This window comes from Streptomyces inusitatus, assembly GCF_014651115.1.
GTDB lineage: Bacteria > Actinomycetota > Actinomycetes > Streptomycetales > Streptomycetaceae > Streptomyces > Streptomyces amakusaensis.
This window is the reverse complement of sequence record NZ_BMWG01000018.1, coordinates 123,942-149,062: the sequence shown is the minus strand read 5'-3', so window position 1 is coordinate 149,062 and position 25,121 is coordinate 123,942. Positions and strand designations below refer to the sequence as shown.

Annotated in this window: 20 protein-coding genes; 17 read left to right on the top strand and 3 right to left on the bottom strand. The window is 72.5% G+C overall.

Translation table 11 applies throughout. From position 1 onward, the window contains the following. The first annotated feature begins 226 nt into the window (after window positions 1-226). The gene (locus tag IE247_RS24370) at window positions 227-910 is read left to right on the top strand and encodes a SpoIIE family protein phosphatase (protein ID WP_190125389.1); all 684 of its coding nucleotides are present in this window, start codon (window positions 227-229) and stop codon (window positions 908-910) included. Between the two features lie 159 nt (window positions 911-1,069). Then, a complete protein-coding gene (locus tag IE247_RS24365) occupies window positions 1,070-1,720 on the top strand; it encodes an ADP-ribosyltransferase (RefSeq protein ID WP_190125388.1) in 651 nt (216 codons plus the stop codon). On the opposite strand, the gene IE247_RS24360 is transcribed toward IE247_RS24365, so the two are convergent. Further along, window positions 1,705-2,373 (bottom strand): GNAT family N-acetyltransferase, encoded by a 669-nt coding sequence (locus tag IE247_RS24360; RefSeq protein WP_190125387.1) that lies wholly within the window; start codon window positions 2,371-2,373, stop codon window positions 1,705-1,707. The genes IE247_RS24365 and IE247_RS24360 overlap by 16 nt on opposite strands. 151 nt (window positions 2,374-2,524) lie before the next feature. Between IE247_RS24360 and IE247_RS24355 the strand changes: the two genes are divergently transcribed. From IE247_RS24355 to IE247_RS24305, 11 genes are all read left to right on the top strand, one after another. Beyond that, window positions 2,525-2,746, top strand: coding sequence for an EF-hand domain-containing protein (locus tag IE247_RS24355; RefSeq protein WP_190125386.1), 222 nt, complete (start codon window positions 2,525-2,527; stop codon window positions 2,744-2,746). 78 nt (window positions 2,747-2,824) lie between these two features. Beyond that, complete coding sequence (locus IE247_RS24350; protein WP_190125385.1) at window positions 2,825-3,838, top strand: CopD family protein; 1,014 nt, start codon at window positions 2,825-2,827, stop codon at window positions 3,836-3,838. Between the two features lie 76 nt (window positions 3,839-3,914). After that, window positions 3,915-5,252 (top strand): diacylglycerol/lipid kinase family protein, encoded by a 1,338-nt coding sequence (locus IE247_RS24345; protein ID WP_190125384.1) that lies wholly within the window; start codon window positions 3,915-3,917, stop codon window positions 5,250-5,252. Between the two features lie 178 nt (window positions 5,253-5,430). Next, window positions 5,431-6,417, top strand: coding sequence for a DUF1702 family protein (locus IE247_RS24340; protein ID WP_190125383.1), 987 nt, complete (start codon window positions 5,431-5,433; stop codon window positions 6,415-6,417). A gap of 97 nt (window positions 6,418-6,514) precedes the next feature. Further along, complete coding sequence (locus IE247_RS24335; protein WP_190125382.1) at window positions 6,515-7,486, top strand: DUF1702 family protein; 972 nt, start codon at window positions 6,515-6,517, stop codon at window positions 7,484-7,486. A 61-nt stretch (window positions 7,487-7,547) separates the two neighbouring features. Beyond that, window positions 7,548-9,392, top strand: coding sequence for a CRTAC1 family protein (locus IE247_RS24330; protein WP_190125413.1), 1,845 nt, complete (start codon window positions 7,548-7,550; stop codon window positions 9,390-9,392). A gap of 5 nt (window positions 9,393-9,397) precedes the next feature. Continuing rightward, window positions 9,398-10,426 carry an enediyne biosynthesis protein gene (locus IE247_RS24325; protein ID WP_229869317.1) on the top strand — a complete coding sequence of 343 codons (1,029 nt, stop codon included), beginning with the start codon at window positions 9,398-9,400 and terminating at the stop codon, window positions 10,424-10,426. Further along, on the top strand, window positions 10,423-16,242 hold the full coding sequence (locus tag IE247_RS24320; RefSeq protein WP_190125381.1) for a type I polyketide synthase: 5,820 nt from the start codon (window positions 10,423-10,425) through the stop codon (window positions 16,240-16,242). Before IE247_RS24325 ends, IE247_RS24320 begins: the two co-directional genes overlap by 4 nt. Then, a complete protein-coding gene (locus IE247_RS24315; protein ID WP_190125380.1) occupies window positions 16,239-16,706 on the top strand; it encodes an acyl-CoA thioesterase in 468 nt (155 codons plus the stop codon). Before IE247_RS24320 ends, IE247_RS24315 begins: the two co-directional genes overlap by 4 nt. After that, on the top strand, window positions 16,703-17,263 hold the full coding sequence (locus IE247_RS24310) for a flavin reductase family protein (protein WP_190125379.1): 561 nt from the start codon (window positions 16,703-16,705) through the stop codon (window positions 17,261-17,263). Before IE247_RS24315 ends, IE247_RS24310 begins: the two co-directional genes overlap by 4 nt. Beyond that, complete coding sequence (locus IE247_RS24305) at window positions 17,260-18,663, top strand: cytochrome P450 (RefSeq protein ID WP_190125378.1); 1,404 nt, start codon at window positions 17,260-17,262, stop codon at window positions 18,661-18,663. Before IE247_RS24310 ends, IE247_RS24305 begins: the two co-directional genes overlap by 4 nt. Window positions 18,664-18,710: 47 nt before the next feature. On the opposite strand, the gene IE247_RS24300 is transcribed toward IE247_RS24305, so the two are convergent. Both IE247_RS24300 and IE247_RS24295 read right to left on the bottom strand, forming a co-directional pair. Beyond that, complete coding sequence (locus IE247_RS24300; RefSeq protein WP_190125377.1) at window positions 18,711-19,478, bottom strand: helix-turn-helix domain-containing protein; 768 nt, start codon at window positions 19,476-19,478, stop codon at window positions 18,711-18,713. A 113-nt stretch (window positions 19,479-19,591) separates the two neighbouring features. Continuing rightward, window positions 19,592-20,542, bottom strand: coding sequence for a ParB/RepB/Spo0J family partition protein (locus tag IE247_RS24295; protein ID WP_268247237.1), 951 nt, complete (start codon window positions 20,540-20,542; stop codon window positions 19,592-19,594). 382 nt (window positions 20,543-20,924) lie between these two features. Here IE247_RS24295 and IE247_RS24290 point away from each other — a divergent pair, with 382 nt between their 5' ends. The 4 genes from IE247_RS24290 (at window position 20,925) to IE247_RS24275 (ending at window position 25,111) form a co-directional block, all read left to right on the top strand. After that, window positions 20,925-21,494 carry a DUF5987 family protein gene (locus IE247_RS24290; protein WP_190125376.1) on the top strand — a complete coding sequence of 190 codons (570 nt, stop codon included), beginning with the start codon at window positions 20,925-20,927 and terminating at the stop codon, window positions 21,492-21,494. Beyond that, a complete protein-coding gene (locus tag IE247_RS24285; RefSeq protein ID WP_190125375.1) occupies window positions 21,491-23,149 on the top strand; it encodes an FAD-dependent oxidoreductase in 1,659 nt (552 codons plus the stop codon). The genes IE247_RS24290 and IE247_RS24285 overlap by 4 nt, the downstream gene beginning before the upstream one ends. Window positions 23,150-23,210: 61 nt before the next feature. Continuing rightward, on the top strand, window positions 23,211-24,284 hold the full coding sequence (locus IE247_RS24280; protein ID WP_190125374.1) for a carboxymuconolactone decarboxylase family protein: 1,074 nt from the start codon (window positions 23,211-23,213) through the stop codon (window positions 24,282-24,284). Continuing rightward, window positions 24,281-25,111 (top strand): TIGR03084 family metal-binding protein, encoded by an 831-nt coding sequence (locus tag IE247_RS24275; protein ID WP_190125373.1) that lies wholly within the window; start codon window positions 24,281-24,283, stop codon window positions 25,109-25,111. The genes IE247_RS24280 and IE247_RS24275 overlap by 4 nt, the downstream gene beginning before the upstream one ends. Window positions 25,112-25,121 lie beyond the last annotated feature (10 nt).

Genomic DNA, 25,121 nt, shown 5'->3' with positions numbered 1-25,121 from the left:
TACCGTCGTCGTCAGTGCTGATCACAGACCTGGAACGGGTGGATCGCGTGATGACGCTTGAGGTGTACCGAATGGGCCGGGACGGGACCAAGCGCCCCGTCTCGCCGAGGATCGTGGTCGGCGGCCCGGGCGGTCCGCCCGGGCCGCGGGAAGTACCGATCTCGTCCGGCTATCCGCCCTGCGGCTGCCCCCGGTGCTCCGGACAGCGCTCCGGAGACGGCCGCCGATGAACAACCCCGCCATCGTCGTGGCGACCGCCACCCGGCAGGGCACCGGCGAGAACAACGCCGACGCCGCGTCCGTGTTCACCGCGTCGGACGGCACCGTGGCGGCAGCCCTGATCGACATCGCCGGACACCACCCCGGCGCACCCGTGCTCGCCGAGCGTCTGGCCTGGAGGGCGGCGGCGATCGGCGCACGCTATGGAGCCACTGCCGCGGTGCTCGACGCCGCCGCCCTGGTGGCCGATCCGGGAGACGGCCTCGGGGCCGGGCCCCTGCCCGACGGAGCGATCGTCGTCGCGGTGCTCCGTCCCGGCCGGCCGCCGAGGATCTGTGCGGCGGGGGACTCGGTCGCGTACGGCTGGGACGGTCGGCGTCTGACTGCCCGCACCGTCCCGCAGGGAGTGGGCGACGACCTCCGGGTCGGCCTTGGAACGGCGGTCGCGACAACCGTGGCCGCCGCCACCGCCCCGGCGGGGGAGATGCTGCTGCTTGTCTCGGACGGTGCCGACCTGGGCCGAGGGACGCTGGAGGCCCTCGCCCGCGAGCACGCCGCCGATCCGCAGGCCCTCGCCGACGCGATCGTGGACGCCGCCGCGTCGGACGGGGCGGGCTGCCGCGACGACGCCACCGCCATCGTCGTCGGCCCTGAGCCACCCGCGCGCGAGTTCCGCCGCCGAACCCTGTGACCGGCCGGCCGTCGGCGGAGCAGCTCACTCCGGAGTGCCGCCCGGGAGAGTGCCGATGGTGCGCGACTCCCCCCGCCCGCGTCAGCCCCGCGCCCCGGCGCGCCCACGCGCGGGTGACGGTGCCGGGGGCGTCACCGCAGGCCCGCGATGGTGATCCCTATGATCACAACTCGTCTGCGGCGGCGCGCCCTCGTCCTCGCGTTCACCTTCACCGCCGCCCTGCTTCCCGCAGCCGCCACCTCCGCCGCCTCCCCGGCCCCCGCCCCCGTCTCCGCCGTGCGGACGGCGGCCTTCAAGGCCGCCCCCGCCAACTCCTGTCCCCGGGTCGAGGCCCGCCTCTACGCCGCCGCCGACACCCGCGTCGACACCGACCGCATCACCCCCTACCCCGTCTGGCGCACCAACTGCCGCCAGCTCTACCGCTCCGACGGCCGGGGACCCGAAGTGATCTTCGAGGAGGGCTTCCACCCCAAGGCCCCCATCGACGGGCAGTACGACATCGAGAAGTACGTGCTGGTCAACCAGCCGTCCCCCTATGTCTCCACCAGCTATGACCACGACCTGTACAAGTCCTGGAAGAGCGGCTGGAACTACTACGTCGACGCGCCCGGCGGCGTGGACGTCAACGAGACCATCGGCGACACCCACAAGTACGCCTCCCAGGTCGAGGTCGCCTTCCCCGGCGGAGTGGCCCGCGAATTCATCGTCGGCGTCTGCCCCGTCGACCGCGCCCGCAAGATCGAGATCATGAACGAGTGCCAGGACAACCCGCACTACGAGCCCTGGCGCGAGTCCTACCCCGTGGGCTGAGGCCCCTCGCCGACCGCGGCGAACAGCGCCTCCGAGCCCACCGGCCGGAAGCCCGCCGCCTGGAACGCCCGCACACTGCGGGCGTTCCCCGGCGACTGCTGGGCCCACACCGCCGCGCCGGGCACCAGATGACGGGCCGCCAGCGCCAGCGCGGGTCCGAGCCCCCGGCCCCGCGCCTCCTCGTCCACCTCGACGGCGGCCTCCCAGCGGCCCGCGAGCCCCCGGCCGAGAACCAGCAGCCCCCCGTCCGCCGCCCACACCCGCACCCCGTCGCGGTACGCCCTCGCCCGCACCACCCGGGGATGGTCCGGGTCCTCGATCTCCCGCAGCGCCAGCCCCGGCCCGCCCGGCAGCGCACCGGCCGCCGAGACGAGATCGACCGTCTCCATCACCCGGCCCGTCCGCTCCAGCAGCGCCGCCAGAAACACCGGGTTCATCGCCGCCGCCAGCGGATCCGCCGGGGTCCGGGCCAGCCGCTCCCGCACCCACCCGGGATCCTCGTCCGTGAAGACCACCGAGTGCGCGGTGAACGCCAGCACCCCCGCGTCCCGGGCGTTCGGCTGCCCGATCACCGTCGTACCGCCATCGGCCGGCGGGAAACTCCCCCGCTCGGCGGCCCGCAGTATCCCCGCCAGTTCATCGCTCTCGTTCATGGCGGCATCATCCCCTCCGCCCCTGGGACGGTCCGCCCCTGGGACGGTCCGCCCCTGGGACGGTCCGCCCCTGGGACGGAGTGCCCCCGCTGTCCCGATAATCTGATCTCCGTCAGTAGTGCGGAAGAAGTGCACCAGGAGGGGCGAAGCAGTGGCGGACATCGAAGAGGCGCGCAAGGCGTTCGAGCGGTACGACGTGAACGGCGACGGCCGGATTACCGCGGCGGAGTACAAGAGCGTGATGGCGCAGCTGGGCGACTTCAATGTCACCGAGACGGTCGCCGAGGCGATCATCAAGACCAAGGACGCCAACGGCGACGGTCAGCTGACCTTCGAGGAGTTCTGGGCCTCGCTGAACAAGAACCAGGTCTGAGCGACCGGAGCGGTTTCCCGGCGGACGGCCGGGGAACCGCTCCGGCTGTCCGGGACATCCGGACCAGTTTGATTTGCCATGAAAAAGCCCCCCGGTGACGATCATGAAGTGACCACCCCCGGAGCACTGGCCCCCGCCCCCGGCCGGGCCGCACGCCGCCGTGCCGCGCGGCGCACCGGTCGCGGACTCGCCGCGCTCGCCCTCGCGGTGACGCTCGTGGCGCTCGGAGCCGCCCTGTTCGGCGGCCCGCTCGCCGCCCGTGGGACGGGTGAGCTGCGCGTACCCGCGGCCGGGACCACGACCCTGCTGCGCACCGCGGTCTTCGCCGCGCTCGCGGTCCATCTCGGCGAACTCGCGGGCGGGCGGCTCACGGCCGGCGGACCGGCTCCCCGGGCCTGGTCGCTGTACGCGGCGCTCGCCGGGGCGGCCGGTTCGGCGGGGCAGATCGCGGTGCTCGCGTCCGTCAGCGACATCGACATGGCCACGGCGTACGGCACCCGCGACGGGCGGCTCCTGCTGCTGAGCGCCAACGGCTTCCTCGCCGCCGCCGGGTGTCTCGCCCTGCGCAGGCCCGCGCTCGCCCTGGTGCCGCTGGCCCTGGTCATCGGCGCGGAGGCGCTGCGCGCCCACCCGGAGCAGTACACGCCCGAGATCGGGGCCGCGCTCACCGCCGTCCATCTGCCCGCGGCCTCCCTCTGGGCGGGCGGACTGCTCCACGCCCTGCGCCTGATGTGGCTGCGCCGCGCCGACCGGGCCGACGCGCTCGCCGTACTCGTCCGCTACGCCCGCCCGGCGGCCTGGCTCCTCGCGCTGCTCGCTCTCACCGGCACCGCGTCGACGCTGCGCAAACTGCCCCCGGACGCCGTCCTGACCTCCGCGTACGGCAGGGTCCTCATCGCCAAACTGCTGCTGGTGGGGCTCGCCTGCGCCCTCGCGCTGCTCGCGCGCCACCGTATGAGGCGCGGGCGGCTGGACGCCCAGATCCCGGCCAGGGCCGAACTCGCGGTGCTCGCGCTGATCGTCGTGGTGTCGGCGATCCTCACCGTCGTGCCCGATCCGCACTGGGTGAGCGCCCGGCTGGGCATCCGCTGAGCCGAGGCGGCACGGGGAGGCGCTCCGGGTGCACCGTGTCCGGGCCGGGAATAGCCTGGGGCCGGAGGCTGCCACGATGACCCGGACCGCGAGATGGGCGACGTCCGCCCGGCTTCCGGCCATCGCGGCCCTGTGCTGCGCCGCCGGGGCCGTCTCGATCGGTGTGCTGCTGCTCGCCGCCGCCGGACCGCGCAGTCTTGGGCTGCTTCTGGCGGCCCTGGCCGGGCTCGGGGCGGTCGGCGCGGGGGCCTGGTGGGGGCTCGCGTACCGGGGCCCGCGCAGGGTGCTGGGGCTGCTGCTCGCGGTCGTGGCCGTCGTCGTGGTGCTGGTGCTGTTCTTCAGCAGCGGTCTGTGGGTCTACGCGCTGGCCGCGGCCCTGCTGTGGGCGGCGGGGCTGGCCTGCGCGCGGCAGGCGCTGCGGAGGCGGAGCCCGGCCCGGGCGCGGGCGGAGCTCCGGCCGCCCCCGCGGCACCCGGTACTGATCATGAATCCGCGCTCCGGCGGCGGCAAGGTCCTCTCCTTCGATCTGCCCGCGAAGGCCAGGGCGCTGGGGTGCGAGGTCGTCGTGCTGGACACCTCGCGTCCGCAGGACGTCGCGGCCATCGCCCGGCGGGCCGTGGCGGACGGGGCCGATCTGCTGGGAGTCGCGGGCGGGGACGGCACCCAGGCGCTGGTCGCGGGGGTCGCCCGCGCCCATGACGTACCCCATCTGGTGATCCCCGCCGGGACCCTCAACCACTTCGCGATGGACCTCGGACTCGATCTCTCCGACCCGGCCCGGGCCCTGGACGCGCTGGCCCACGGCCTGGAGATCCGGGTCGACCTCGGCTCGGTCTCCGGCCGGCCCTTCGTCAACACGGTCTCCTTCGGCGCGTACGCGGACATCGTGCAGCGCCCCGCCTACCGCGAGGCCAAGGCCGCGACCATCCTGGAGGTCCTGCCCGAGCTGCTCTCCGGCGGCGCGGGGGCGGCCTTCACCGCCGAGGCCGACGGCGATCCCCTGGTACCGCCGCAGGCGCTGCTCGTCAGCAACAACCCGTACGCGGCGGGCCGGCTCGCGGATCTCGGCACCCGCCCCCGGCTGGACTCCGGCAGGCTCGGGGTGCGGAGCATCCGGGTCACCGGGCCCGCCGACGCGGCGGAGCTGGCGCTGCTCGGGGAGAAGGCGATGAGCCTCTCCGTCACGACGGCCCGCCGGGTGACCGTCTCCTCCTCGGAGCCGACGCTTCCGGTCGCGGTCGACGGTGAGGCCCTGCGGCTGGCCACCCCGGTGAGCTGCGAGATCGAGCACCGCGCCCTGCGGGTACGGGTTCCGGCCACCGGCCCGGCGGCCCGCCCGGCCTCCTTCCACGGGCTGTGGCGGCGCGTCGGCGTCATCGCGGTCCGGCGCGAGCCGAGGAGCACGGCCCGCTGAGGGCCCCCGGCCTTCCCGCACCCTTCCCGCACCCCTCCCGAGCCCCTTCCGTCCCCGCTTCCTCCCCCGTGGCGAGAAGCGCACGGGGGAGGATGCTCCTTTCCCTCGCGCGGTCCGACCATGGAACGACCGTCACCGGTTAACGGCGACGACGTCATGTCCATGGCAGGAGGGGATCATGCCGACCACGCTCGGATCGCTCCGCAGGCTTCTGATGGCGCCTCCCCTGGAGGAGGTCGGCTTCTCCGCACGGGGGTTCGGCATCCCCTCCACGGAGCTGACCCGCCGCTTGGAGGCGATACCGCAGGCCGTGGTCTGCGGCTTCGAGTGGGCCATCGACGCACGCGGCCCCTGGGAGACCGAACGCCGCACCCTCCTGGTCGAACCGGAGCTGCGCGGCTTCGTCTACGAGGGCGCGACCATGGCCCTGACGATCCGTGACGCCATGGGCCCCGGTCGCGGCCATCGCGCCGCCGACCTGCTGCGCGGCGCGGCCCGGCAGCATGTCTTCCTCAACTACATCGGCATCGGCTTCGCGATGGCCCGGCTGCCGAGGATCCTGTGGAAGAAGGTGCTGCCCGATCTCACCGGCTCCGACTACTACCCCGTCATGAGCTGGCTCGCGGTGGACGGATACGGCTTCGACCTCGCCTACTTCCACACCCGCCGCTGGGTCGACGAGCAGCGCCGGCCCGAGCCGTACCCCTGGGAGGGCTCGCCCGGCTACTTCCCGCGCGCCGTGGACCAGGGCATCGGGCGCGCCCTGTGGTTCATGCACGGGGCCGACGTCCCCCGGGTCGCCCACGCGGTGGAGCGGTTCGCCGAGGACCGCCGGGCGGATCTGTGGAGCGGGGTGGGGCTCGCCGCGACCTTCGCGGGCTGCTGCGCGCCCGAGGGGTTCCGGGCGCTGCGCGAGGCGGCGGGCGAGGCGTACGGGGACCATCTCGGCCAGGGGGCCGTGTTCGCCGCCAAGGCCCGCGACTACGCGGGCACGGTGCCCGAGCACACCCACGCCGCCACCGCCGCGCTCGCCTCCCTCACCGTCGAGGCGGCCGTCCGGCTCGCGGACGACAGCTCCGTCCCGGACGGCTCCCCGGGCGCGCGGCCCGCTTATGAACTGTGGCGCGAGAAAGTCCGCGCCAGAATTCTTTCCGACGCTCCCTGAGCACATTCGAAGTAGACACCTCCACGGCCCTGCTGTGTAGATTCGAACGGCATACCCCGGGCATCCGAGTTTTCTCGACGAGGGGCGGTAGAGCACTGTGACGGCTCTTTTGCGCGCCTTCAGGCGTCGCATTCTCACACCATCCACATCAGAGACAGAAATCGAGAAGAGGGGGTTCCACAACAAGGGGCCGGCCGCCACAGAGCTGCTGGAGACGGTCGGAAAGCAATTCCTCCACGGGTATGGAGAGGCTGTCGAGACACGCTCGACAGCGGAAATGGAAGAGAATCTCGAACGGGTCCCGACGCAGTTCCGGGGCTTCGCCTACGAGGGCGCGGCCATGGGCTGCGTGATCATGGACGCGCTGCCGGTCACCCGGACGAAGCGGCTCGCCGGGATGCTGGCCGGCCGCGGCGACGACCACGTGTACATGGCGTATGTCGGGATCGGCTGGGCGATGGCCCGGCTGCCGAGGCCGCTGTGGCCCGACATCTCGGCCACCGATCCGCTGCTCCGCTGGCTGATCCTCGACGGCTACGGCTTCCACCAGGCGTACTTCAAGACCGGCCGCTATGTCCATCAGCGCTATCAGGAGCCCCACTTCAACTGGGCGCACGGCACCGCCTCCTACGCGCGGCGCGCCATCGACCAGGGCATCGGCCGGGCGCTGTGGTTCATCGGCGGCACCGACCCCGGCCGGGTGGCCGATCTGGCGGACGCGTTCCCCGCCGTGCGCCACTCCGACCTCTACGGCGGCATCGGGCTCGCCGCCACCTACGCGGCCGGGGCGAGCGAGGACGAGCTGAGGCTGCTGCTGAAGCGGGCCGGCGACCACCGCGCCTCGCTGCTCCAGGGCTCGGCCTTCGCCGCCGAGGCCCGGGTGCGGGCCGGGCTCGTCGTCCCGGGGACCCGGGCCGCCACCGCGTTCCTCTGCGGAATGACACCGGAGGAGGCGTCCGAACTCTGTGTCACGACGCGGCCCACCGGAAAAGAGAGCGTCGATTCACTCGCCTACGAGCAGTGGCGCAGGCGTATAGCGGACACATTCATTTCGATGGGGAGGTGCTGATTCAATGGAGTCACGATCGTGGGCATACCGGAGAATGCCCGGCATAATCGCAATGGTGCTCATGGTGGGAATGTTCTACGCCGTCAAGCTCCCTGAGCCATCGGCCGCCGAAATCGAGAAGAGTGCCGAGCCCTTCGCTTTCGACGCCAAATCGATCGCCCTGCCCTCCGGATATCCGCAGCAGACGGTCCGCAAGGTGAACAAGAAGTACAAGCACATCGACGGATGGATTTCATCGGTCGGCGCGGGCGTCTCCATGACGGACGCCGACAACGACGGACTGCCCAACGATCTGTGCGTCACCGACCCGCGGATCGACCAGGTCGCCGTCACCCCCGCGCCGGACTCCCGCGCCGGGCGCTACGAGCCCTTCGTCCTCAACCCCGCACCGCTGCCGATGAGCTCGGTGATGGCCCCGATGGGCTGCGCCGCCGGTGACTTCAACGAGGACGGCCGGACCGATCTGCTCGTCTACTACTGGGGCCGCACCCCCATCGTCTTCGAGGCACGGCCCGGGGCCGACGGCCGCTCCCTCGCCTCCTACAAGCCCGTCGAGCTGATGAAGGGCGTCGGCGCCGACACCTACGACGGCCCGCAGTGGAACAGCAACGCCACCACGATCGCCGACTTCGACGGCGACGGCCACGACGACATCTTCATCGGCAACTACTTCCCCGACAGCCCCGTGCTCGACCCGTCGAAGAACGGCGGCGTGGAGATGAACGAATCCCTGTCGCACGCCGAGAACGGCGGCGAGGACCACTTCTTCCGCTGGACCCCGGAAGGCTTCGAGCACATCGACGACGCCCTGCCCAGGGAGGTGCGCACCGGCTGGACCCTCGGCGCCGCCGCCACCGACCTCGACGGCGACCAGCTCCCCGAGATGTTCCTCGCCCACGACTTCGGCAACAGCCAGCTGCTGCACAACCGCTCCCGCCCCGGGAAGATCGAGTACGCCGTGGTCAAGGCCCCGCGCGACGCTCTCGTCCCCAAGTCCAAGCGGCTGGGCACCAGCTCCTTCAAGGGCATGGGCGTCGACTTCGGCGACCTCAACGGCGACGGACGCTACGACATGTTCGTCAGCAACATCACCACCTCCTTCGGCATCCAGGAGAGCAACTTCGCCTTCATGGACGCCTCCGGGAGCAAGGACAGGCTCCGCTCGAAGTTCAAGAAGGGCGAGGCCCTCTACGAGGACCGCAGCGCCCCGCTCAATCTCGCCTGGTCCGGCTGGGGCTGGGACGTGAAGACCGGCGACTTCGACAACAGCGGCACCCTCGCCATCGCCCAGACCACCGGCTTCGTCAAGGGCAAGACCAACCGCTGGCCGCAGCTCCAGGAGCTGGCCACCGCCAACGACGGACTGACCTCCAACCCGCTGTTCTGGCCCAACGTCCGGGAGAACGACGACCTCGGCGGCGACCAGACCCTGCGCTTCTTCGTCAAGGGCGAGAACGGCCGCTACGCCAACGTCGCCTCCGAACTCGGCATGAGCGTCCCCGTACCGACCCGGGGCATCGCCACCGGAGACACCGACGGCGACGGCCGGCTCGACATGGCGGTGGCCCGCCAGTGGGCCGAGCCCGTCTTCTACCAGAACAAGGCCCCGAACGCCGGGGAGTCCCTCGGACTGCGGCTGCTGCACCCCTCCGGCTCCCCCGTCGTCGACGCCCAGGTCACCGTGGTCCTCCCCGACGGCACCCGCCGGGTGAGCCGGGTCGACGGCGGCGGCGGCCACTCCGGCAAGCGCGCCCACGACGTCCACATCGGCCTCGGGAAGCAGACCGGACCGGTCGAGACCCGCCTCAAGTGGCGCGACCGCGACGGACAGGTGCGCGAGGAGACCCTCCGGCTCAGCCCCGGCCGGCACACGCTCGAACTCGCGGCGACCGTGAAGGAGAAGTGACCCAGATGAGCGAGAACGGACTCACCGCGACCGGTCCGGCCCCCGAGACCGCCGCCCCCGCCGCCGGGCCCGCCCAGGCGCCCCGCCACGACCCCAAGGTCACCACGGCGCTCCGCCGGTTCGCCATGTCGATCACGATCTTCAACATCCTCGGCTACACCGTGCTGGGCTTCGAACAGCCCTGGCTCTGGCCCATTCTCGCGCTGCTCACCGGCTACACCGTGGAGATCGCGCTGGAGATCGTCGGAGCCCGGGTCGAGGGCCGCGCCCCCCGCTTCCTCGGCAACGGCGCGCGCGGGGTCATGGAGTTCCTCTTCCCCGCCCACATCACCGCGCTCGCCCTCAACATGCTCACCTACGTCAACGACCGCGTCTGGGTCATGATCTTCGGTGTGGTGGTCGCCGTCGCCACCAAATGGGTGCTGCGCGCCCCGGTCCGGGGCAAGGACCGCCACTACATGAACCCGTCCAACTTCGGCATCGCGATGATCCTGCTGCTCTTCCCCTGGGCCAGCATCGCCCCGCCGTACCACTTCACCGAGTACGTCGACGGGGCCTGGGACTGGATCATCCCCGGCATCATCATCGCCGCGGGCACCCTCCTCAACGCCAAGCTGACCAACCGGATGTGGCTGATCATGGCCTGGGTGGGCGGCTTCGCGCTCCAGGCGATCCTGCGCGGCCTCATCTTCGGCACCGCCATCCCCGCGGCCCTCGCGATGATGACCGGAGTCGCCTTCGTCCTCTTCACCAACTACATGATCACCGACCCCGGCACCACCCCCTCCCGCCCGGCCGCGCAGATCGCCTTCGGCGGCGGAGTGGCCCTGATGTACGGGGTGATCACCGCGCTCGGCGTCGCCTACGGGATCTTCTTCGCCACCGCGGCCGTCTGCCTCATCCGGGGCGGCTACCACTGGTGGACCGACTTCGCCGAGCGCAGGCGCACCGCCGCCCCGGCCGTCGAACCACCCGCGACCACGACCCCCGGCGACGAGCCGGCCGAAACGGGCCAGAAAGCGGTACTCGCATGAACCGGATCGCCATCGTCGGCATGGCCTGCCGATACCCCGACGCCGAGGACCCCCACGAGCTGTGGGAGAACGCCCTCGCGGGCCGGCGCGCCTTCCGCCGGCTCCCCGACGAACGCATGCGGCAGTCGGACTACTGGGACCCCGACCCCACCGCCCCCGACCGCTTCTACGCCCGCGACGCCGCCGTCATCGAGGGGTACGAGTTCGACCGGCTCGGCCACCGGGTCGCGGGCAGCACCTACCGCACCACCGACCTCACCCACTGGCTCGCGCTGGACATCGCCGGCCGCGCCCTCGCCGACGCCGGCTTCCCGGGCGGCGAGGGAATGCCCAAGGACCGCACCGGAGTGATCGTCGGCAACACCCTCACCGGCGAGTTCACCCGCGCCAACACCATGCGGCTGCGCTGGCCCTACGTCCGCCGGGTGACGGCCGCCGCGCTCAGGGAACAGGGCTGGGAGGACGACCGGATCATCCCCTTCCTGGAAGGGCTGGAAGCCTCGTACAAAAGCCCCTTCCCGCCCGTCGACGAGGACTCCCTCGCGGGCGGCCTCTCCAACACCATCGCCGGACGGATCTGCAACCACTTCGACCTCAACGGCGGCGGCTACAGCGTCGACGGAGCCTGCTCCTCCTCGCTGCTCTCGGTGACCCAGGCCGCCAAGTCCCTGCTCGACGGCGACATCGACATCGCGATCACCGGCGGCGTCGACCTCTCCATCGACCCCTTCGAGATCATCGGCTTCGCCAAGACCGGAGCACTCGCCACCGGCCAGATGAAGGTCTACGACCGGGGCTCCAACGGCTTCTGGCCCGGCGAGGGCTGCGGCATGGTCGTGCTCATGCGCGAGCAGGACGCCCTGGAGAGCGGCCGCCGCGTCTACGCCACCATCGCGGGCTGGGGCATCTCCTCCGACGGCCAGGGCGGCATCACCCGCCCCGAGATCAGCGGCTACCGGCTCGCCCTGACCCGCGCCTACGAGCGGGCGGGCTTCGGCATCGAGACGGTGCCGCTCTTCGAGGGCCACGGCACCGGCACCGCCGTCGGGGACGCCACCGAACTCCAGGCCCTCACCCAGGCCCGCCGGGCCGCCGACCCCACGGCGGCCCCCGCCGCCATCAGCTCCATCAAGGGCATGATCGGCCACACCAAGGCCGCCGCGGGCATCGCCGGACTCATCAAGGCGGCGCTCGCCGTCGACGCCGGGGTACTGCCGCCCGCCATCGGCTGCGTCGACCCCCACCCCATCCTCACCGGCGACGGCGCGGCCCTGCGCGCCCTGCGCGGGGCCGAGGCCTGGCCCGGCGGCCAGGCCGTCCGCGCCGGAGTCACCGCCATGGGCTTCGGCGGCATCAACACCCACATCGTGCTGGACCGGCCCGCCACCGGCGGGCCGGCCCGCCCGGCCGGACTCACCCCCCGCACCCGCACCCTCGCCGCCTCCGCCCAGGACACCGAACTCCTCCTCGTCGACGCCGACTCGCCGGAGGCGCTGCGCGAACGCCTCACCCGCATCGCCGACTTCGTCCCCGCCGTCTCCTACGCCGAACTCGCCGACCTCGCGGCCACCCTCCAGAGCGAACTGCGCGACGCCCCCTGGCGGGCCGCCGCCGTCGTCTCCTCCCCGAGGGACGCCGAGGAGCGGCTGCGCGAGCTGATCCAAGCGCTCGACGAAGGCCGCACCGAACACCTCCCCGCGAAGGGGAACGCCTTCCTCGGCCACGCCGGACGCCCCGGCCGCATCGGCTATCTCTTCCCCGGCCAGGGCTCCGGACGCGGCACCAGCGGCGGCATGCTGCGCCGCCGCTTCAGCTCCGCCGCCGAGGTGTACGACGCGGCCGAACTCCCCCTGCGCGGAGACATGGTGGCCACCGAGGTCGCCCAGCCCAGGATCGTCACCGGATCCGTCGCCGGGCTGCGCACCCTGGACGCGCTGGGCCTCACCGCCCGGGTCGCCGTCGGCCACAGCCTCGGCGAGATCACCGCCCTGCACTGGGCCGGGGCCATGGACACCGACACCCTGCTGAAGGTCGCCCGCACCCGGGGGGCCACCATGTCCGAACACGCCGCCCCCGGCTCCATGGCCTCGCTCGCCACCGACCCCGACACCGCCGCCGACCTCATCGGCGACCTCCCGGTCGTCGTCGCCGGCTACAACGGACCCCGCGCGACCGTGGTCGCCGGACCCGCCGACGCCCTGGACGCGCTCGCCCGCGTCTCCCGGACCCGGGGAGTCGTCCACACCTCGCTCAATGTCTCGCACGCCTTCCACTCACCCCTGGTCGCCCCCGCCGCCGAACTCCTCCACCAGCGGATCGCCGACGAGCCCTTCGGCCCCGTCGGCCGCCGGATCATCTCCACCGTCACCGGGGAGGAACTCCCCGCCGACACCGGCGTACCCGGCCTGCTGCGCTCCCAGATCACCGAGCCCGTCCGCTTCGAGGCCGCCCTGCGGCGCGCCGCCGAAGACGTCGACCTGCTGATCGAGGTCGGCCCCGGCCGCGTCCTCGGCGGACTCGCCGCCGAGATCACCGACGTACCCGCCCTCTCCCTGGACACCGACGACGAATCGCTGCGCGGACTCCTGCGGGCCGCCGGAGCCGCCTACGCCGTCGGCGCGCCGCTCCGCCACGACCGGCTCTTCGAGGACCGGCTGCGCCGCCCGCTGGAGGTCGGCGCCGAATTCACCTTCTTCGCCAGCCCCTGCGAGCGGGCACCCGAGATCGACCTCGGCGACACCCCGCGCGACACCGCCCCCCGGCAGCCCGCGGGACAGGGCGCCGGGGCCGGTGAGAACGGCCTCGACCTGCTCCGCAGACTCGTCGCCGAACGCGCCGAACTGCCCCTGGAGACCGTGGGGGAGGACACCACCCTCCTGGACGACCTCCACCTCAGCTCCATCACGGTCGGACAGATCGTCAACCAGGCCGCCCAGGAACTGGGCGTCCCCGCCTCCCAGGCCCCGGTCAACTTCGCCACCGCCACCGTGCGGGAGCTGGCCGAGGCCCTCCAGGAACTGGCCGCCACCGGACTGCCCGACGACGGGGCCGCCGCCGTGATCTCCGGCGCGGCCGCCTGGGCCCGCCCCTTCGCGGTCGACCACGACGAACTGCCCCTCGCCGGGCGCGCCGCCGAGGAGGAGGAGAACGGACCCTGGCGGCTCCACGCCGCCGCGGACCACCCCTTCGCCGAAGAGCTGCGCACCCGGCTGGAGAACGCGGGAGTCGGCCCCGGCACCCTCGTCTGCCTGCCGCCCGACTGCACCGAGGAACACCTCGCACTCGCCCTCGCCGGAGCCCAGGAGGCCGCGTCCGGCACGGCGGGACGGCGGTACGTCCTGGTCCAGCACGGCCGGGGCGCGGCCGGACTGGCCAAGACCCTGCGGCTGGAGACCCCCCGGCTGAGGGTCACCGTCGTCCACACGCCCCCGGTCGCCGAAGCCGTCGACCGGGTCGTCGCCGAGACCGCCGCCACCACCCGCTTCACCGAGGCCCACTACGACTCCGAGGGCCTCCGGCGCGTCCCCGTGCTGCGCCCGCTGCCCATCACCCCCGCCCGTACGAAGGCCCCGCTGGACGCCTCCGACGTCCTGCTCGTCACCGGCGGCGGCAAGGGCATCACCGCGGAGTGCGCCCTCGTCGTCGCCCGCGACCACGGCGCGCGCCTGGCCGTGCTCGGCCGCTCCGACCCGGCCGCCGACGAGGAACTCGCGGCGAATCTGCGCCGGATGGCCGACGCGGGCGTCGAGGTGCGGTACGCCCGCGCCGATGTCACCGACCCGGAGCAGGTCCGGGCCGCGGTCGCGGAGCTGACCGCGGCACTCGGCCCGGTCACCGCCGTACTGCACGGCGCGGGGCGCAACGAGCCCGCCGCCATCGCCTCCCTGGACCGGGACGCCTTCCGGCGCACCCTGGCCCCCAAGGCGGACGGACTGCGGGCCGTGCTCGCCGCCGTCGACCCCGCCCGGCTCAAGCTGCTGGTCACCTTCGGCAGCATCATCGGCCGGGCCGGGCTGCGCGGCGAGGGGCACTACGCCACCGCCAACGAATGGCTCGCCGACCTCACCGAGGAGTTCGCCCGCGAGCGGCCCGACTGCCGCACCCTGTGCATGGAGTGGTCGGTCTGGTCGGGCACCGGCATGGGGGAGCGGCTCTCCGTGGTCGAGTCCCTGGTCCGCGACGGCATCACCCCCATCTCCACCGACCAGGGCGTGGAGCTGATGCGACGGCTGGTCGCCGACCCCGACGCACCCACCACCGTCGTCATCAGCGGCCGCACCGGCACCATCGACACCGTGCGTCACGCCGTACCGCCGCTGCCGCTGCTGCGCTTCGCCGAAAAGCCCCTGCTCCGCTACCACGGGGTCGAACTGGTCACCGAGGTCGAGCTGAACGCGGGCACCGACCCCTATCTCGCCGACCATCTCCTCGACGGCAATCTCCTCTTCCCCGCCGTCATGGGCATGGAGGCGATGGCCCAGGCCGCCGCCGCGGTCACCGGCTGGACCCGGGCCCCCGTCATCGAGGACGCGGAGTTCCTGCGGCCCATCGTGGTCCCCCCGAACGGGACGACGACCATCCGCGTCGCCGTCGTCGTCACCGGCGACGACACCGTCCAGGCGGTCATCCAGAGCGCCGACACGGGCTTCGCAGCCGAGCACTTCAGGGCCAGGCTCGTGCTGGCCGACGGCGACGAGCTGCCCGAAGGCCCGCCGGAGCCCACCGAGGGACTGCCCGAGGTGCCGCTCGACCCGGCGGCCGAGCTGTACGGCACGGTCCTCTTCCAGTCCGGCCGCTTCCGCCGGCTGCGGCGCTACCACCGGGCCGCCGCCCGGCACGTCGACGCGGTGATCGCCACCGAGCAGTCCGCCGACTGGTTCGCCGGCTTCCTCCCCCGGGAGCTGCTGCTCGGCGACCCGGGCATGCGGGACGCCCTGATGCACGGCAATCAGGTCTGCGTCCCGGACGCCACCCTGCTGCCCGTCGCCGTCGACCGGATCCACCCCTGCGGCGACAAACCGGCCGACGCCGGGGAGCTGCGCTACTGCGCCGTCGAACGCTCCCAGGACGGCGACACCTATGTGTACGACATCGCCGTGCGCACCGCCGAGGGCGCGATCGTGGAGCGCTGGGAGGGGCTGCGGCTGCGCGCGGTCCGCAAGGGCGACGGCGCGGGGCCCTGGTCGCCGGTGCTGCTCGGCCCCTATCTGGAGCGGGCGGTCGGGGATCTCACCTCGGGCCGGGTCGCGGTCGTGGTCGAACCGGACGGGGACGCGGCGACCGGATCCGGCGGGCGCTCCCGTACCGCGCTCGCGGCGGGACGCGCGCTGAACCGGCCCGTCGAACCGGTCCGCAGACCCGACGGGCGGCCCGAACTGGAGGGCGGCGTACCGCTGTCGTCCTCGCACGGCGCGGGGCTGACGCTCTGCGTGGTGGGCTCCCCGGCCCCCGACGGTTCCCCGGCCTCCGGAGGCTCCCCGGCCGCCGCCGTGGGCTGCGACGTCGAGACCGTGGTGGCGCGCTCCGAGGAGGAGTGGGCGGGTCTGCTCGGCGGACACGCCCCGCTGGCCCGGGTCCTCACCCGGCCGGGCGAGGACGCGGACACCGCCGCGACCCGGGTGTGGGCGGCCGTCGAGTGCCTCCAGAAGGCCGGGCTCACCACCCACGCGCCCCTCACCCTGACCCCGGTGGAACGGGACGGCTGGCGGGTGTTCGCCTCGGGAGAGCTGCGGGTGGCGACGCTGGCGACCGCGGTGCGGGGCGTACCGGAGAAGGTCGTGTTCGCGATACTGACAGGAGGCGGTCACAGGCCATGACGGACCACACGGACTACTTCGAACACAGGCACACGGTCGGTTTCGAGGAGACCAACCTCGTCGGCAATGTGTACTACGTGAACTATCTGCGCTGGCAGGGGCGGTGCCGCGAGATGTTCCTCAAGTTCCGCGCACCGGCCGTGCTGGCCGAGGTGCAGAGCGATCTCAAGCTCTTCACCCTCAAGGTCGACTGCGAGTTCTTCGCCGAGATCACCGCCTTCGACGAGCTGTCCATCCGGATGCGGCTCGCCGACATCGCCAGCACCCAGCTGGAGTTCACCTTCGACTACGTCAAGCTGGAGCCGTCCGGCGGCGAGACCCTGATCGCCCGGGGGCGGCAGCGGGTCGCCTGTATGCGGGGACCCAACGGCGCGACCGTGCCGGTGACGGTGCCCGAGGCGCTCCTCGACGCGCTCGCCCCGTACCGGCCCCGGCCCGCGCAGCTCACCGGGAGGGCCGTATGAGCGCCCGTCCGGCCCCGCCCGCCGCCGAACCGGCCGTGACGGACGGCAAGGCCCTGCGCCGCGCCTTCGGGGAGTTCGCCTCCGGCGTCACGGTGGTGACGACCGGGGGGCCCGTGCCCCGGGGGATGACCGCCAACTCCTTCACCGCCGTGTCGCTGAACCCGCCGCTGCTGCTGATCTGCGTCAAGCACGAGGCGACCATGCACCGGTCGCTGGAGTCGGCGTCCCACTTCGGGGTGTCCGTGCTGAGCGACCGTCAGGAGGCGGTGGCCCGGCACTTCGCGGACCACTCCAGGCCCTCCGGTCTCTCGCAGTTCGCCTCGGTCCCGTGGACGCCGGGCCGGGCGGCCGACGGGGCCCCGCTGATCGACGGCGCGCTGGCCCGCTTCGAGTGCGCGCTCGTGGAGCGTTACGAGGGCGGCGACCACACCGTCTTCCTCGGCGAGGTGCTGTCGCTGGAGCGCGGTACGGAGTCCGGCGGTACGGAGTCCGACGGCGCGCTGGTCTTCTTCCAGGGCCGGTTCCGCCGGCTGGCCGACGAGACGGAGGCGGCATGACGACCGAGGCGCTCCCCGGGCCGCCGGGCGGCACCCCGCCCCGCACCCCGCCCCGCACCCCGCCGGGCCCGCCGCGCCGGGCGCTGCCGAGACTGCTGGCCAAGCTCGCCACCGACCGGCTGGGGCTGATGAGCGAGGCCGCCGCGCTGGGCGACGCGGTCCGGGTCGCGATCGGGCCGAGGACCCTGTACATCTTCAACCACCCCGAGCACGCCAAGCACGTACTGGCCGACAACACCGCCAACTACCACAAGGGCATCGGGCTCAGCGAGGCCCGACGGGTCCTCGGCGACGGCCTGCTGACCAGCGAGGGGCGGATCTGGCGCGAGCAGCGCACCCGGATGCAGCCGGTGTTCCAGCACAAGCGGATCGCCGCCCAGGCCTCCGTGGTCGCCGAGGAGGCCGAGCGGCTGGTCGCCCGGCTGCGCACCTACCGGGGCGCGGGGCCCGTCGATGTGGTGGAGGAGTTCACCGGGCTCACCCTGGGGGTGCTGGGGCGGACCCTGCTGGAGACGGATCTGACGGCGCACGGCTCGGTCGCGCACGCCTTCGAGGTGGTGCAGGACCAGGCGATGTTCGAGATGATCACGCAGGGGGCGGTGCCGCTCTGGGCGCCGCTGCCCCAGCAGATGCGCTTCCGCAGGGCGCGCCGCGAGCTGAACCGGGTGGTGGATCTGCTGGTGGCGGACCACCGTCCGGCGGCCGGGGACGGCGGGGAGGGCGGCGCCGTCGGGGACGACGCGCTCTCCCAGATGATCGGGGCCGCCGAGAGCCAGGGCGGCCCCGAGGCGGGACGGCAGCGGCTCAGCGACGAGCTGGTGACCCTGCTGCTGGCCGGTCATGAGACGACCGCGTCCACGCTGAGCTGGACCTTCCATCTGCTGGACCGGCATCCGGAGGTGGCCGCGCGCGCCCGCGACGAGGCCCGGGCGGTGCTGGGGGACCGGCTGCCCGAGCACGAGGATCTGCGGGAACTGACGTACATCACGGCCGTCGTGCAGGAGGCCATGCGGCTCTATCCGCCGGTGTGGATCCTCACCCGGCGGGCCCAGGAGGCCGATGTGATCGGCGGGTACGACGTGCCGGCCGGGGCGGACGTGCTGATCTGCCCGTACACCCTGCACCGGCATCCCGGCTTCTGGCCGGATCCGGAGCGCTTCGACCCCGGCCGCTTCCTCGGCGATTCGGGCGGCCGTTCGCGGTACGCCTACATCCCCTTCGGGGCCGGACCCCGGTTCTGCGTCGGCAGCAATCTGGGGATGATGGAGGCGGTCTTCGTCACCGCTCTGGTCGTCAGGGAGCTGCGGCTGAGCACGGCGAACGGGCACCGTGTGGTGCCCGAGCCGATGCTCTCACTCCGGATGAGGGGCGGGCTCCCGATGGAGGTCGGGCCCGCGTGAGGGTTCCGTTCGAGGGGCCGACGAGCATCGATCGGCCCCTCCCGCGCTCAGGCGGCCACGGCCCGCAGCGCGGTGAGGCGCATGTCGAGCAGCGCGAGCAGGACCGGCGGGTCCAGGGCCCGGATGGGGCGCAGCTCGATGTCGGCCGGGGCGGGGGTCTCGTCGGGGCCGACGGTCACCGGGCCGTGGGCGCCGACGAAGGTCGCGTCGTCCTCGCCGAGGTCCTGGGACTCCTCCATGCCGTACGGGACTGATTGGACGAGTACATGCCAAGTGCCTGGCGGGACGTTGCGGAGCGTATAGGGCCCCGGGCGGTCCAGGATGACGCAGCGGACCGGCTGGCCCTGGGGGATGCAGTCGGGGAATAGCCCGATGAAAACAAATCCAGTGTCCCCTTCGGGGGCTGCGGACACCGTCCCGGTGATCGATGTCTGAGCCGCTCCCTGGGGCAGGTTGTCATCGGCGGTCGGGATCTCTGAAACGAATCCGTTGAACTGGCGGTACGTTGAAGGTGCAATACCCACACAGGTTTTGAAGCGTGAGCTGAAGGTGCCGACGCTGCTGTAGCCAACGCAATTGCTTATGTCAGCGATGCTGAGGTCCGTGTTGATCAGGAGCCGCTTTGCCTCATTCAGGCGGAGCGCCGAGAGGAAGCGGCCGGGGGAGACCCCGGTCTGGCCGCGGAAAAGGCGGGTGAAGTGAAACTTGCTGAACATGGCGGTCTGGGCCATGTCATCGATGGTGATTCGCTCGCCGAGGTTGGCGCGCATGTCTTCGATAACCCGTGTCACGACGCGCTCAATGGTGGATTCCATGAAGGGTCCCTCGTTCGTCGAAAAGATCACGCCGAATGCGGTATATGGCCGTGTAATCAGACCTTAACCGCGACCAGTCCAGTCTTTCGAGAGTTCAACGGTGAGGAACGGGGCTACCTGTCGCGGTCGGAGAGCTGGCGGGCGATCTGCTGCCAGGCCTCGGCGCATTGCCGGGCCAGCTCGGCGACGGCGTCGCTGCAGTGGGCGGGCACGCTCTCGACCCGGGGCCGCCAGTCGTCGTCCAGAACCAACTGCGCGTGGAGCCAGCGCAGAAGCTCGCGGCCGCTCTCGGTGTGCCGCAGGGAGGGGTCCTTGGTGAGATTGCGGAGGATCGCCGCGTACTGCTCGCCCCCGTCCTGGCAGCGGGAGCGCACGGTCGGCGGCGAGGACTGGGCGTATGCCGAGGGGGCCGCCCGGCCGGTCTTCCCGGCTCCGGGGCGGCCCGCGGACAGCTGGGTGGCGGGGAGTGGCTCCTCCCCTCTGAGCAGGCGCGCCCGCACGTCGTGGGCGGTGCCCACGGAGACTCCGGCCTCCCTGGCGATCTCGCGCAGCGAGGCCTCGGGGCGGGCCGCGATGATCTCCGCGGCCCGCAGCCGGCCGCCGGTCCCGCTCAGCGGATGTCTTCGGCCGTCGGTGCCGAAGCGGGAGTTCAACTGCTCCTCTTCCGCGCCTGAACATCGGCGGACGGCGGCCACGGTCCGGGCGGCCAGCCCGGTCCTGGCCGCGATCGACCGATCGGAAAGTTCGGGCCGGGTGGCCAGAATTCGCCGGGCCGCCGCCTTGCGGTCCGTCAGTGAGAGCGGAAGTCCGTGTGAGACGTTCTCCTCCACCGAGCGGAGGAACGCCTCTTCCTCACTGCATTCTAAAAATGTCACGGCGATACTCTGCTGCCCTTTCAGCTGCGCCGCGCGCAACCGGTGCATGCCGTCGATCACACGCATGGTGAGGCGCTCCACGAGAATGGGTGGAAGGTTTCCTTCGAATTCCGCGAGCCGGAGTACATGTTCTTCGTCGACGCCGGCGGATCGAGGTGAATCGGCAGGGAGAAGGCGGTCGACCTTGATCAGGTGAGGTATTTCCCTGAGTTCGGGAGAATGGCTCGGCGATCTGCTCTCGCCGGCAGGGTGATTGTCAGGGATTCGGGCGGTGGTCAACTGCGCCCGTGCACTCGCGTCAGCCACTGATGGGACCCTCACGGTTGATGTTGACTTGGTTCGGATCGTGGTTGCGCTGGGTGAAATTACTCTGAAGTAAGTTCACGTTGCACTCTCTCAGGGGGGTTGCGTTGGCGCGAGAAGCGTACCGGGAGATCGAGAAGTGGCCAAGAGCTGGCCTATTGTTCAAGCGGTGGCAATGATTCCGTTTCGTTGGTTGCTTGAACGAACTCGCTATCAATACCTTATTGGCAGCCCGAGTAAATTCGGTGGTTTAAAAGGAGGATTGGCGATGGAGCAGCACAGTTCCGCTCCTGAATGGGACCGGACACCCACCCTGGAGGCCTACGCGGACACGATCCTGCCGGGGCGCGCGAGGGGCCCCGGCGACCGGGCGGTGGCCGGGGTCTCGCAGAGCCCGGGCTCGGTGGAGGCCGGCGCCGTCGAACTGCTGGAATGGGACGCCACCGGGATGACCCAGGGGCTGGGCGATCTCGCCCGGCTGCTGAACGACCACACCGGCGCGTACGCGGACGAGCACGGCCTCGTACTGGACACGGAGGTGGATCCGTTCGTCGCCCTGTCCTTCGAGCACCGCACGGCCCTGGTGCGCAGGCTGACCGCGCCGGAACACCCGGAGAAGGAATTCTGGGTACTGCTCGCGCTCTTCTGCAACATGGCCTACGACTCCGCGGCCCATCTGCACACCGCCGAGGCGATGGCGGCGGGCCACCCCGGCCTCGCCGCGATGGGCATCAGCCAGCCCGACGAAGACGGCCTGTGGCGCTTCGACCAGCACTCCTACGGCAGGCCGCTGGCCCGTCTGCACCCCGACACCACCCCCTCAGGGAGTCCGGCATGACATCCCCGCAGAGCACCGACGTCCTGGTCATCGGCAGCGGCTTCGGCGGTTCCATCGCCGCCTACCATCTGGCGGCCGGCGGCGCGAAGGTCACCGTCCTGGAGCGCGGACCCTGGCTGGAGAGCGAGGACTTCGAGCACGATTTCAAACTCGGCTCCTCCTACACCAGGGCCTTCGACTTCGTCGTCGGGGACGGCATGAGCGTCCTCAGCGGCAACTGCGTCGGCGGCGGCAGCGTCGTCTACTTCGCCTCGCTGCCCCGCGCCCCGCGCTTCGTCTTCGACCGCCGCGGGAGCATCGGCCGCCGGATGTGGCCCGCCTCCGTCAGCCGGGACACCCTGGAACCCTGGTACGACCGGGTCGCCGAGGCCATCCCCGTCGTCCAGCAGTCCTGGGACGACGTCACCTACGCGGGCGGACTCTGGGCCGCCGCCTGCGACCACGCGGGCCGCACCGCCAACCCGCTGCCGGTCGGCCTCGACAAGAAGGCCTGCGTCAACTGCAACTGGATGATGGCCGGCTGCCGCTTCGACGCGAAGAAGTCGCTGCTCACCAACTATCTGCCCGCCGCCGTCGCCCACGGCGCGCGGATCCTGCCGCTCCACGAGGTGCAGCGGATCTCCCGCACCGACACAGGCGGATACCGGGTCCACTTCGACACCATCGACGAGGAGGACTACCGGATCCGCACCGGCTCCGGCGAGATCGACGCCAAGATCGTCGTCCTCGCGGCGGGAGCCGGCGCGACCCCCGTCATCCTCCAGCGCAGCGAGCCCGTGCTCGGCACGATGCCCCACGCCGTCGGCCGCTACTTCTCCGGCAACGGCGAACGGCTCAACACCGCCTATCTCAACGAGGACCGGATCGCCGAGGTCCTGGGCCTGTCCCGGGGCGACGGACTGGCCTACGAGGCCAACCAGATCGGCCGCGGCCCGACCGTCGCCAGCTGGGACCGGCTGGACGGCTCGCTCCCCGAGTACTCCCGCTACTCCCTGGAACAGCTCTACTTCCCGCCCGGCCTCGGCACCATCCTCGCCCAGATACCGAACGCGGACGGCGGACCCTCCTGGTTCGGCCCCAAGAAGAAGGAACTCCTCGCCCGCTGGCGCTCCTGGCTGACCATCTTCACCATGAGCGAGGACGACAACGAGGGCGTCTTCGGCCCGCCCCCGGCCGCCGGCAACGCCCACCGCATCTCCCAGCAGATGCTCGGCCGGGGCGCGCTCCGCTACGACCCCACGGCCAACACCCGCCACGGCTGGGCCGAGTCCGACCGCGAGGTCAAGGAGATCCTGGAGCGCGACGGCCTCGCCGAGGTCATGCCCTGGACCAACGACCTCGTCGGCGCGTACACCGTCCACCCGCTGGCCTCCTGCCGGATCGGCGACGACCCCGCCACCTCCGCCCTCGACGACCGCCATGAACTCCGCGGCCACCCGGGCATCTTCGTCACCGACAGCTCCGCCGTCCCCGGCGCGCTGACCGTCAACCCGGCGATGACCATCGCGGCACTGGCCGAGCGGTCCGTCCCCGCGATCGTCGCCGCCGCCCGCGAGCGGGGGGTGAAGGTCACCTACGGGGCCCCCGCCCCGGACGGCTCGACCAGCGGCCGCCGCGGCGTCCGCCCCCTCGTCCCGCTGATCGCGCGGGACTGACCGTGCCCGGCGCGGCCCCGGTCCCACCGGGACCGGCGAGCGGACCACGAAGGAGACTGCCGTGAAGAGAGTCCTCCGCACCGTGGTCAAGAACTCGCTCGGCAGCATCCGTCACATCGAGGCGGTACGCCCCGACGGCGCCACCGGCCTGGTGGCCCGGGTGTACGAACAGACCGTGCGCGACTTCGGCGGGCTCGCCCCGCCGATCGCCCTCCACTCACCCGCCCCCGAACCGCTGGCGGCCTCCTGGCTGATGCTCCGGGAGAGCCTGCTGGTGCCCGGGACCGCCGGGCGGGCGGCGAAGGAGGCGGTGGCCCACGCCGTCTCCGAGGCCAACTCCTGCCCGTACTGCGTCGAAGTGCACGGCGCGGCCCTGCGCGACCTCGAACCCGCCGCCGCCCCGGGGGCCGCCCCCGCCCCGGGGAGCGCGGCACACGCCGCCGCCCGGTGGGCCCGCGCGGGCCTTCGCCCCGGCACGGACGCCGACGACGGCCCCCCGGCGGACACCCGTACCGAGCTGACGGCCGTCGCGGTGGCCTTCCACTACCTCAACCGCATGGTCAACGTCTTCCTGGAGGACTCCCCGCTCCCCGCCGGACTGCCCGCCGCCGCGCACGACGGGCTGCTGCGGATGGTGGCGCGCACCCTGCGGCCCTCCGCCCCCGGCGGACCGGCGGCAGGGGCCTCGCTCCCGCTGCTGCCGAAGGCCCCGCCGCCGCCCGACCTCGCCTGGGCGTCCGGCGTCCCGGACCTCGCCGACGCGTTCGCCCGCTCCGCCGCGGCCGTCGACCGGGCGGCCGGGCCCGCGCTCCCCGCCGCCGTACGCGAACGGGTGCTCGCCGAACTCGACGCCTGGGACGGCCGGCCGCCCCCCGTCGGCCGGGGCTGGCTGGACGAGAGGACCGCCGGGCTTCCGCCCGGCGACCGGCCCGCCGCCCGGCTCGCCCTGCTCACCGCCCTCGCCTCCTACCGCGTGGAGGACCGCGACATCGCCGCCTTCCGGGCCCGCACCCCCGGCGACGCCGCGCTGATCGGACTGACCTCCTGGGCGGCCCTGGCCGCCGCGCGCACCCACGGCGCACGCACGGTGCGCAACCCCCCGCCCGCCCCCGCTCCGAAGGAGAGCAGCCCATGACCGACTCGCCCAGCACCGAGCACCGCCCGCCGCACACCGCACCGGCCCTCGACTCCCTGGCCGAGGAGTGCGCGCGGCTGGACGCCCTGGTGGCACAGGTGGAGGCGGGACAGCTCGCCACGGACTCCCCGGCCCCCGGCTGGACCGTGGCCGACCAGATCGCCCATCTGGTCTTCGTCTTCGGGCTCGCCCGCGTCGCCGCCACCGACGCGAACGCCTTCCACGGCTTCATCGAACGCGCGGCCGGAAACTTCAACGGCGCGGTCAACGCGGCGCTGGCCGACTACGCCGACGACTCCCGCGAGACCCTCGTCGCCCGCTGGCACGAGACATGGAGGGCGACCCACACCGCGCTCGCCGCCCTGCCCCCCGAGCGGCCGGTCCCCTGGCTCACCGGCCCCACCCTCCCCGCCGATGTCGCCCGGGTCGGGGTGCTGGAGCTGTTCGGCCACGGCCAGGACATCGCCGACGCGCTCCGACTGCCACACCAGCCCACCGACCACATCGCCCATGTGACCCGATTCGCCCAGGCCAACCGGGACTTCGGCTATCAGTCCCGGGGTCTCACCCCGCCTTCCGAGCCGTTCCGGTTCGAGCTGACCGGGCCTTCGGGCGCGCTGTGGGAGTACGGTCCCGCCGACGCGAAGGAGCGGATCACGGGCTCCGCGTACGACTTCTGTCTGCTGGTGACCCGCCGGCGGCACCGCGCCGATCTGGAGCTGAGCGCCACGGGCGCGGAGGCGGACCGCTATCTCGACCTCGCCCAGGCCTACCGGGGAGACCCCGGGCCCGGCCGCACCCCCGGACAATTCGCCCACCTCGGCTGACCAGGAGAGG

Excerpts from the sequence above, each read along its gene's own strand:
- IE247_RS24370 (WP_190125389.1), top strand. The coding sequence starts at position 227 with ATGAACAACCCCGCCATCGTCGTGGCGACCGCCACCCGGCAGGGCACC.
- IE247_RS24365 (WP_190125388.1), top strand. The coding sequence starts at position 1,070 with ATGATCACAACTCGTCTGCGGCGGCGCGCCCTCGTCCTCGCGTTCACC.
- IE247_RS24360 (WP_190125387.1), bottom strand. The coding sequence starts at position 2,373 with ATGAACGAGAGCGATGAACTGGCGGGGATACTGCGGGCCGCCGAGCGG.
- IE247_RS24350 (WP_190125385.1), top strand. The coding sequence starts at position 2,825 with ATGAAAAAGCCCCCCGGTGACGATCATGAAGTGACCACCCCCGGAGCA.
- IE247_RS24345 (WP_190125384.1), top strand. The coding sequence starts at position 3,915 with ATGACCCGGACCGCGAGATGGGCGACGTCCGCCCGGCTTCCGGCCATC.
- IE247_RS24340 (WP_190125383.1), top strand. The coding sequence starts at position 5,431 with ATGCCGACCACGCTCGGATCGCTCCGCAGGCTTCTGATGGCGCCTCCC.
- IE247_RS24330 (WP_190125413.1), top strand. The coding sequence starts at position 7,548 with ATGGTGGGAATGTTCTACGCCGTCAAGCTCCCTGAGCCATCGGCCGCC.
- IE247_RS24325 (WP_229869317.1), top strand. The coding sequence starts at position 9,398 with ATGAGCGAGAACGGACTCACCGCGACCGGTCCGGCCCCCGAGACCGCC.
- IE247_RS24320 (WP_190125381.1), top strand. The coding sequence starts at position 10,423 with ATGAACCGGATCGCCATCGTCGGCATGGCCTGCCGATACCCCGACGCC.
- IE247_RS24315 (WP_190125380.1), top strand. The coding sequence starts at position 16,239 with ATGACGGACCACACGGACTACTTCGAACACAGGCACACGGTCGGTTTC.
- IE247_RS24310 (WP_190125379.1), top strand. The coding sequence starts at position 16,703 with ATGAGCGCCCGTCCGGCCCCGCCCGCCGCCGAACCGGCCGTGACGGAC.
- IE247_RS24305 (WP_190125378.1), top strand. The coding sequence starts at position 17,260 with ATGACGACCGAGGCGCTCCCCGGGCCGCCGGGCGGCACCCCGCCCCGC.
- IE247_RS24300 (WP_190125377.1), bottom strand. The coding sequence starts at position 19,478 with ATGGAATCCACCATTGAGCGCGTCGTGACACGGGTTATCGAAGACATG.
- IE247_RS24290 (WP_190125376.1), top strand. The coding sequence starts at position 20,925 with ATGGAGCAGCACAGTTCCGCTCCTGAATGGGACCGGACACCCACCCTG.
- IE247_RS24285 (WP_190125375.1), top strand. The coding sequence starts at position 21,491 with ATGACATCCCCGCAGAGCACCGACGTCCTGGTCATCGGCAGCGGCTTC.
- IE247_RS24275 (WP_190125373.1), top strand. The coding sequence starts at position 24,281 with ATGACCGACTCGCCCAGCACCGAGCACCGCCCGCCGCACACCGCACCG.